Source organism: Clostridium sp. UBA6640, from assembly GCF_002455975.1.
Classification (GTDB): Bacteria; Bacillota; Clostridia; order Clostridiales; family Clostridiaceae; genus Clostridium_J.
The window spans coordinates 64,286-70,309 of record NZ_DKLM01000045.1; the positions used below are offsets into that span (position 1 = coordinate 64,286).

Below are 6,024 nucleotides of genomic sequence, written 5' to 3' on the forward strand. Positions count from 1 at the left end.
TTTTTATTATGGAAATTAAAATATTGTATAAATTAAATTTTTATTGTGGAACCCTATAATAAAAGTGTTGAATTATTAATTGTTGACATGATTACTCTGATTTGATATTATCAAAGTGTAGTAAAACACTCAACATTAAGGAGTGAGGGAATGAAATTATCAACGAAAGGTCGTTATGGTGTTAAAGCTATGGTTGAATTAGCAATACACTATGGGAAAGAACCAGTTTCAATAAAGACCATTTCAGAAAGGCAAAATATATCGGAATACTATTTAGAGCAATTATTTTCTACATTGAGAAAATCAGGACTTATTAAGAGTATAAGAGGTGCTATGGGTGGATATGTGTTAGGTAAGGCACCTGATGAAATAAGAATTTATGATATTTTAGAGGTGTTAGAAGGACCGATAGAAATATCCCATTGTCTAGAGACAGAGTCCTGCAACAACATAGATTGTTGTGCTACAAGATTAGTATGGAAAAAAATTAAAGATAGTATAGATAATGTTACAATGTCTATTACTCTTAAAGATATAGTAGAAGATTATATGGATATTTCCAAATTAAAAGGAGTGACAACTGATCATGAGTAAAACTGTTTACATGGATTATGCAGCGACAACTTACACAAAACCAGAGGTTTTAGATGAAATGATTCCATATTTTACACAATTTTATGGCAATCCATCATCTATATACTCAATTTCAAGAGAAACCAAAAAAGCTTTAGATTTGGCAAGAGATAGAGTAGCCAAAGCTATAAATGCAGATAGAAGTGAAATTTACTTTACTGGTGGTGGATCTGAAGCAGATAACTGGGCTATAAAAGGTATTGCTTTTGCTCATAAGAATAAAGGAAATCATATTATAACAACTAAAATAGAGCATCATGCAGTATTACATGCTTGTGAGTATCTTGAGAAAAATCATGGATTTGAAATTACATATTTGGATGTTAATGAAGAAGGATTAATAAATATTGATGATTTAAAAAATGCCATAACAGATAAGACTATATTGGTAACTATAATGTTTGCCAACAATGAAATTGGAGTAATCCAATCAATAAAAGAAATAGGTCAAATTTGTAGAGATAAAAAGGTGTTCTTTCATACAGATGCAGTTCAAGCAGTAGGAAATATGCCAGTAGATGTAAAAGATATGAATATAGATTTATTATCATTAGCTGCTCATAAAATTTATGGACCTAAAGGTATAGGCGTTTTATATATTAAAAAAGGTATAAAAATTCATAATTTAATTCACGGTGGAGCTCAAGAGAAAAATAGAAGAGCTGGTACTGAAAATGTAGCAGGAATAGTTGGACTTGGAAAAGCTATTGAACTTGCAGTAGACAGTATGGAAGAGCATAGTAGAAAATTAATAGCATTAAGAGATAAACTTATAGATGGATTACTTAACATACCATACACAAAATTAAACGGGCCATCAGGAGAAAAAAGACTACCGGGTAATGTAAACGTATGTTTTAAATTTATAGAAGGTGAATCTGTATTATTAATGTTAGATGCAATGGGAATTTGTGCTTCAAGTGGAAGTGCTTGCACATCTGGATCATTAGACCCATCACATGTATTATTAGCAATAGGATTACCTCATGAGATAGCTCATGGTTCACTAAGATTAAGTATTGGTGATGGAACAACAGAAGAAGAAGTTGATTATGTATTAGAAAAAGTTCCTTCAATAGTTCAAAGATTAAGAGATATGTCACCGTTATATGATGACTTTTTAAAAGGAGAGGAAAAATAATGATGTACAGCGAAAAAGTAATGGATCATTTTACAAATCCAAGAAACGTTGGAGAAATTGTTGATGCTAATGGCGTAGGAGAAGTAGGAAATGCTAAATGCGGAGATATAATGAAGGTTTATTTAAAAGTAGAAAAAAATGTAGTTGTAGATGCTAAATTTAAGACTTTTGGATGTGGTTCAGCTATAGCTTCATCAAGTATGGCAACAGAACTTATAAAAGGAAAAACTGTTGAAGAAGCATGGGATTTAACAAATTTAGCAGTGGCAGAAGCATTAGATGGTCTTCCACCGATAAAAATGCATTGCTCAGTACTTGCAGAAGAAGCAATTCATAAGGCAATAAATGATTATAGAGTTAAAGAAGGCCTAACTCCATGGGATTTTAAAGAAACAGATCATGATGAGTTACATGCTAATGTACACGGAGAATAGGTGAATTAATTATGAAGAAAAAAGTTGTTATAGGAATGAGTGGAGGAGTAGATAGTTCTGTTGCAGCATATCTTTTGAAAGAACAAGGATATGAAGTTATAGGAATTATGATGAAATTGGCTCCTGATGATCCTGAATATGCAGAAAATGAGGGTGGATGTTGTTCACTATCTGCAGTATTGGATGCTAGAAGGGTAGCTGATAAATTAGAGATTCCATTTTATGTAATGAACTTTAAAAGACCTTTCCAAACTCTTGTAATTAACAATTTTGTTGATGAATACTTTAGTGGAAGAACTCCCAACCCATGTATTATGTGTAATAAACATATAAAATTTGAGGAGCTATTGAGAAAAGCTATGGCATTAGGTGCTGATTATATTGCGACAGGTCACTATGCAACTATAGAAAATGTAAATGGTAGATATTTGCTTAAGAGATCACAAGATGACAAGAAAGATCAAACCTATGCTCTTTACACTTTAACTCAAGAACAGCTAGCACATACCTTAATGCCTTGTGGATCATATTCCAAGACTGAAATTAGAGAAATTGCAGAGAAAATCGGTCTAGAGGTATTTAGAAAGAAAGATTCTCAAGAAATATGTTTTGTTCCAGATAATAATCATGGAAGATTTATCGAAAAGTTTACTGGTAAAACTTTAAATCCAGGAAATTTTGTAGATAAAAATGGAAATGTATTAGGAACACATAAGGGTATAGTTTATTATACTATAGGTCAAAGAAAAGGATTGGGGATTGCATTAGGTAAACCTATGTTTGTTACAGATATAATTCCAGAAAAAAATCAAGTAGTACTTGGTGATGAAGAAGATATATTCAAAACAGAATTAATTGCAAAAGATATTAACTTAATTCCTTTTGATAAATTTGAAGGTGAAATTGAGGTTACTGCAAAGGTTAGGTATGCTGCAAAACCAGCAGCTGCTACAATAACTCAATTAGATAATGATAAGGTGAAAATTAAGTTTGAAGAAAAACAAAGGGCTATAACAAAGGGCCAATCAGTTGTATTTTATGATGGAAATATTGTTATTGGTGGCGGAATTATAGACGAAATCTTATAAGATGTTTAAAATGAAAAACTAATAAAGTATAGAGAGTTTATGCATTGTAGAGATATAATAAATTAGGATATTTGGAATTCCAAATATCCTAATTTATTATAAAATTTCTTAAGTAATTTTATAAAAAGGAGATTTTTATGGAGTATAGTGATAAATTATTAGAACATTTTTATAGTCCTAGAAATGCAGGAACTTTACCTGATGCAGATGGCATAGGTGAAGCTGGAGATGCTAATTGCGGAGATATCATGAAGATATATATTAAAGTAGAAAATAATATTATAAAGGATGTTAGATTTATGACTTTTGGTTGTGGATCTGCTATTGCTTCTTCTAGCATTGCTACAGAACTTATAAAAGGAAAAACCCTAGAAGAAGCATGGAGTTTGACAAATAAGTCTGTAATTGAGGCATTAGATGGACTTCCTTCAGAAAAAATTCATTGCTCTGTATTAGCAGAACAGACCATACACAAAGCTATTAATAATTATAGAGAAAAATTGGGCCTAGAAAAATGGAAAGATAAATGGGAAGACTAATACAATGGAGAATTGAAAATTGACAATTGAGAATTGTGGTTGAAATTAGTTTTAATCAAACTAATTTCTTTAATTGATTTTTAACTAGCAATACAATTGCTAGTTTTTTTATAAGAAGCTATGCAATAGCTTTAAAAATAGATAAAATGATTAATTTCTCAGTAAAGCTGAGAAATATCCATAATTCTTCATTATTCATTATTAATTCTTAATTAATAATAATGTCCATTGTCAATTTTCAATTGTATAATTTTTGACTAATTTATTTTAAAGATGGGTACAATACTTAATAAAGAAGGTAGAGTAGGGAAGGTATTGTATCATGTATAAGAGCAGAGATTTTATATTTATGGATGTATTGGATCTACAAGGTGAAAAGTTAGGATATGTAAAGGATATACTGATAAATTTTGGTAAAAGGGAAGTTATAGGTTTTAAAGTAACCCCCTACAAGCTTTTTAAGAAAAATTTTAGTGTTTTAAAAGAAGATATTATTTATTTTAATGGAGCAATGATAATAAATAAAATAAATAAACAAGAATATTTAGCTTTTAATGACATTAAGAAAATGTATGTTATAGATAAAAATTCTGAAATATTGGGGATTGTTAAGGAACTAATTTTTGATGGAGAAAGCTTTGAGATAAGGGCGATTTCAATAGCGTATAGCTTAGTTACAAGTATATTTAAAGAAAGAAGAATATTATTAATTAAAGATATGATTTTAGGAGAAGATAATTTGCTTTATGTAGGATGTCAAGATAAATATAGTTTTCATTGTATACCTCATAATAATTTCTTACATATAGGAGAAGGCAATATTGAAGGGTAAAAGAAGCTATATTAAAATCATAGCATCAATAATATTTATATTAGCAATTATACTTCTAATAAAAAGATTTCCAATATTTTTAAATTTGATTGGTGTTATATTAACATCTTTTATAATATCTTATAGTTTAAGACCTTATTATAAATTTTTGATTAGCAAAGGCTTTAATAGAAGATTTGCAGCAATTTTTGTTATATTAACTATAATACTTTCTATTTTATTAATATTTACTATCTTAATACCGTCTATATTTAAAGATAGTAATAACATTAATGATATGCTTTTAGATATTGAAAGATATGTTAATAATTTTAAGAGTTCAGATATTACTTTAGGAAATAATAAATTTATTTCCCATTTTATAAACGTAATTTACGATAAAGTACAATTACTATTAATTAATACAATAGAGAAAACCATAGAAACTCTTATATCAGCAGGGGAGAATATATTATTATTTTTAGTTTCTCCTACTCTTATTTATTTTTTTCTATGTGATGATAATTTAATTTTGGATGGAATTTTGAAATTATTTCCCACATCAAGTAAAGGTATGATTAGAAAAGTATTAACGCATATAGATAAAGTGTTAGAACGATATATAATAANNATAACACAATTTGAACTTTGTGCAATTATAGGGATTTTGACGTTTATAGTGCTTTTAATGTTAAGAGTTAAATTTCCTATAGTATTATCTTTAATAAATGCAATATTTAATATAATCCCTTATTTTGGACCTATAATAGGTGCTATTCCTATTCTTATATTAGCTAGTTTAAATTCACTTCAAAGTGTAGCTTCTGTTGGAATAGCATTAATGATAATTCAACAGATAGAGGGAGATATTATATGTCCTAAAATCATAGGGGAGAGTGTCAGTGCGCATCCACTTACAATATTAATATTATTACTTGTAGGTGGAAATATAGGTGGAGTATTAGGTATGATAATTATTGTACCTATTTGGGTAACTATTAAGGTATTATATGAAGATATTGAGAGCTATTTATTTTAAATTTTAATTAAGTAATAGTTGACATTTTGTTTATTTTTTCATATAATTCCAATAAGAAAATATAATATTAGGTGATGACAAGAATTAGTAAATATATCAAGGCATTTAGAGAGGAAGTGGCTGGTGAAAACTTCTTGGGAGATATATTGAAGCTGTCTTAGAGCCATATTTAATTAAGTGATATTAAAATTTTTAAAATTTTAATATAATAAGGGTGGTAACGCGGAACCTTTCGTCCCTTTTTAGGGAAGGAAGGTTTTTTATTTTTTGTATAAAAATATTATTAGTTAAGACTATGGCGATATATAGGGATACAGTATGAAAACTTAATATATACTC

At 28.6% G+C, this 6,024-nt stretch carries 7 protein-coding genes and 1 other annotated feature; all 7 genes read left to right on the forward strand.

Features of this window, described 5'->3' with window-relative positions:
- The first annotated feature begins 150 nt into the window (after nt 1-150).
- The 7 genes from B2W91_RS04760 (at nt 151) to B2W91_RS04790 (ending at nt 5,685) form a co-directional block, all read left to right on the forward strand.
- On the forward strand, nt 151-594 hold the full coding sequence (locus B2W91_RS04760; protein WP_291579133.1) for an RrF2 family transcriptional regulator: 444 nt from the start codon (nt 151-153) through the stop codon (nt 592-594).
- A complete protein-coding gene (nifS, locus tag B2W91_RS04765; RefSeq protein WP_291579134.1) occupies nt 587-1,774 on the forward strand; it encodes a cysteine desulfurase NifS in 1,188 nt (395 codons plus the stop codon). Before B2W91_RS04760 ends, nifS begins: the two co-directional genes overlap by 8 nt.
- The gene (gene nifU / locus B2W91_RS04770) at nt 1,774-2,208 is read left to right on the forward strand and encodes a Fe-S cluster assembly scaffold protein NifU (protein WP_291579135.1); all 435 of its coding nucleotides are present in this window, start codon (nt 1,774-1,776) and stop codon (nt 2,206-2,208) included. Before nifS ends, nifU (B2W91_RS04770) begins: the two co-directional genes overlap by 1 nt.
- Nucleotides 2,209-2,219: 11 nt before the next feature.
- Complete coding sequence (gene mnmA / locus B2W91_RS04775) at nt 2,220-3,296, forward strand: tRNA 2-thiouridine(34) synthase MnmA (protein ID WP_291579136.1); 1,077 nt, start codon at nt 2,220-2,222, stop codon at nt 3,294-3,296.
- A 137-nt stretch (nt 3,297-3,433) separates the two neighbouring features.
- Entirely contained in the window at nt 3,434-3,835 is a 402-nt protein-coding gene (gene nifU, locus B2W91_RS04780; protein WP_291579137.1) for a Fe-S cluster assembly scaffold protein NifU, read from the forward strand.
- 322 nt (nt 3,836-4,157) lie between these two features.
- The gene (locus tag B2W91_RS04785) at nt 4,158-4,667 is read left to right on the forward strand and encodes a PRC-barrel domain-containing protein (RefSeq protein ID WP_291579138.1); all 510 of its coding nucleotides are present in this window, start codon (nt 4,158-4,160) and stop codon (nt 4,665-4,667) included.
- Nucleotides 4,657-5,685 carry an AI-2E family transporter gene (locus tag B2W91_RS04790; RefSeq protein ID WP_291579139.1) on the forward strand — a complete coding sequence of 343 codons (1,029 nt, stop codon included), beginning with the start codon at nt 4,657-4,659 and terminating at the stop codon, nt 5,683-5,685. The genes B2W91_RS04785 and B2W91_RS04790 overlap by 11 nt, the downstream gene beginning before the upstream one ends.
- Nucleotides 5,686-5,750: 65 nt before the next feature.
- Nucleotides 5,751-5,928 (forward strand) — a binding site (T-box leader).
- Nucleotides 5,929-6,024 lie beyond the last annotated feature (96 nt).

Coding starts and splice junctions, on each gene's coding strand:
- nifU (WP_291579137.1), top strand. CDS start 3,434: ATGGAGTATAGTGATAAATTATTAGAACATTTTTATAGTCCTAGAAAT.
- nifS (WP_291579134.1), top strand. CDS start 587: ATGAGTAAAACTGTTTACATGGATTATGCAGCGACAACTTACACAAAA.
- nifU (WP_291579135.1), top strand. CDS start 1,774: ATGATGTACAGCGAAAAAGTAATGGATCATTTTACAAATCCAAGAAAC.
- mnmA (WP_291579136.1), top strand. CDS start 2,220: ATGAAGAAAAAAGTTGTTATAGGAATGAGTGGAGGAGTAGATAGTTCT.
- B2W91_RS04760 (WP_291579133.1), top strand. CDS start 151: ATGAAATTATCAACGAAAGGTCGTTATGGTGTTAAAGCTATGGTTGAA.
- B2W91_RS04785 (WP_291579138.1), top strand. CDS start 4,158: ATGTATAAGAGCAGAGATTTTATATTTATGGATGTATTGGATCTACAA.